Consider the following 424-nt stretch of genomic DNA (forward strand, 5'->3'; position numbering starts at 1 on the left):
CTGTGGGCGGCGCAGGTGCAGCTCGGCACGTTGTCGCGCGCCGAACTGCGCGACCGGTGCGACGCGTTGCTGGACAACCCGCTGGTGGTGCCCTCCTACCCGCGCTACCTCCACGGTTTCGTCCACGCGCTGGAGCCGGTGCCGGGGCTGGCGGACGTGGTGGTGGAGGCGGTGTCCAAGGCGTTCGGCCGCCTGCCGGACACGGTGCTGCTGCCGTGGCTGCCGCTGCTGATCACCACCCTGCGCAAGGGCGCGGCGGACCTGGCGCCGCTGCTGATCCGCGAGGCGGGGCGCGTCTTCCCCGGCCGGCTGCCGGCGCTGGACACGTGGGTGCCGCCGTGGCGGATGCCGCAACTGGAGGACCCGTTCGCGGCCTCCCGCTCCCGGCACACGGCCACCGCCGCCGTCCCGGCCCCCCGGGGCG

General features: G+C 76.2%; 1 pseudogene. It reads left to right on the forward strand.

The annotated features are described in order from the left end of the window. Window positions 1-424: pseudogene (locus tag LPA54_RS39890) on the forward strand (hypothetical protein); the annotation flags it as partial.

Origin of the sequence: Streptomyces sp. DH12, assembly GCF_020873895.1 — a bacterium.
Taxonomy (GTDB): domain Bacteria; phylum Actinomycetota; class Actinomycetes; order Streptomycetales; family Streptomycetaceae; genus Streptomyces.